The following is a 237-nucleotide window of genomic DNA, read 5'->3' as shown; positions in this document are numbered from 1 at the left end:
ACGCGTACGGTCCAGGCGCGAACTTCCTGCACGCCAGCAGTGAAGTAGGTCTGCAGGTTGAGCAGTTCGTAACCGGCGCGGATCACGCGGTTCAGGCCTGGCTCTTCCAGGCCCAGGGCCTCGAGGAACATGTCTTTCTCTTCGCCATCGTCGAGCTCGGCGATTTCTGCTTCGATCTTGTTGCACACCGGCACCACGACCGCGCCTTCTTCCTCGGCAATGGCCTTGACCACGTCC

The 237-nt window shown here is 61.6% G+C and carries 1 pseudogene; it reads right to left on the bottom strand.

The features are described 5' to 3' along the window. Positions 1–237: pseudogene (locus tag GYA94_RS26710) on the bottom strand (DUF933 domain-containing protein); the annotation flags it as partial.

This window comes from Pseudomonas juntendi, from assembly GCF_009932375.1.
GTDB classification, from domain to species: domain Bacteria; phylum Pseudomonadota; class Gammaproteobacteria; order Pseudomonadales; family Pseudomonadaceae; genus Aquipseudomonas; species Aquipseudomonas juntendi.
This window is presented reverse-complemented; position numbering and strand designations above follow the sequence as displayed.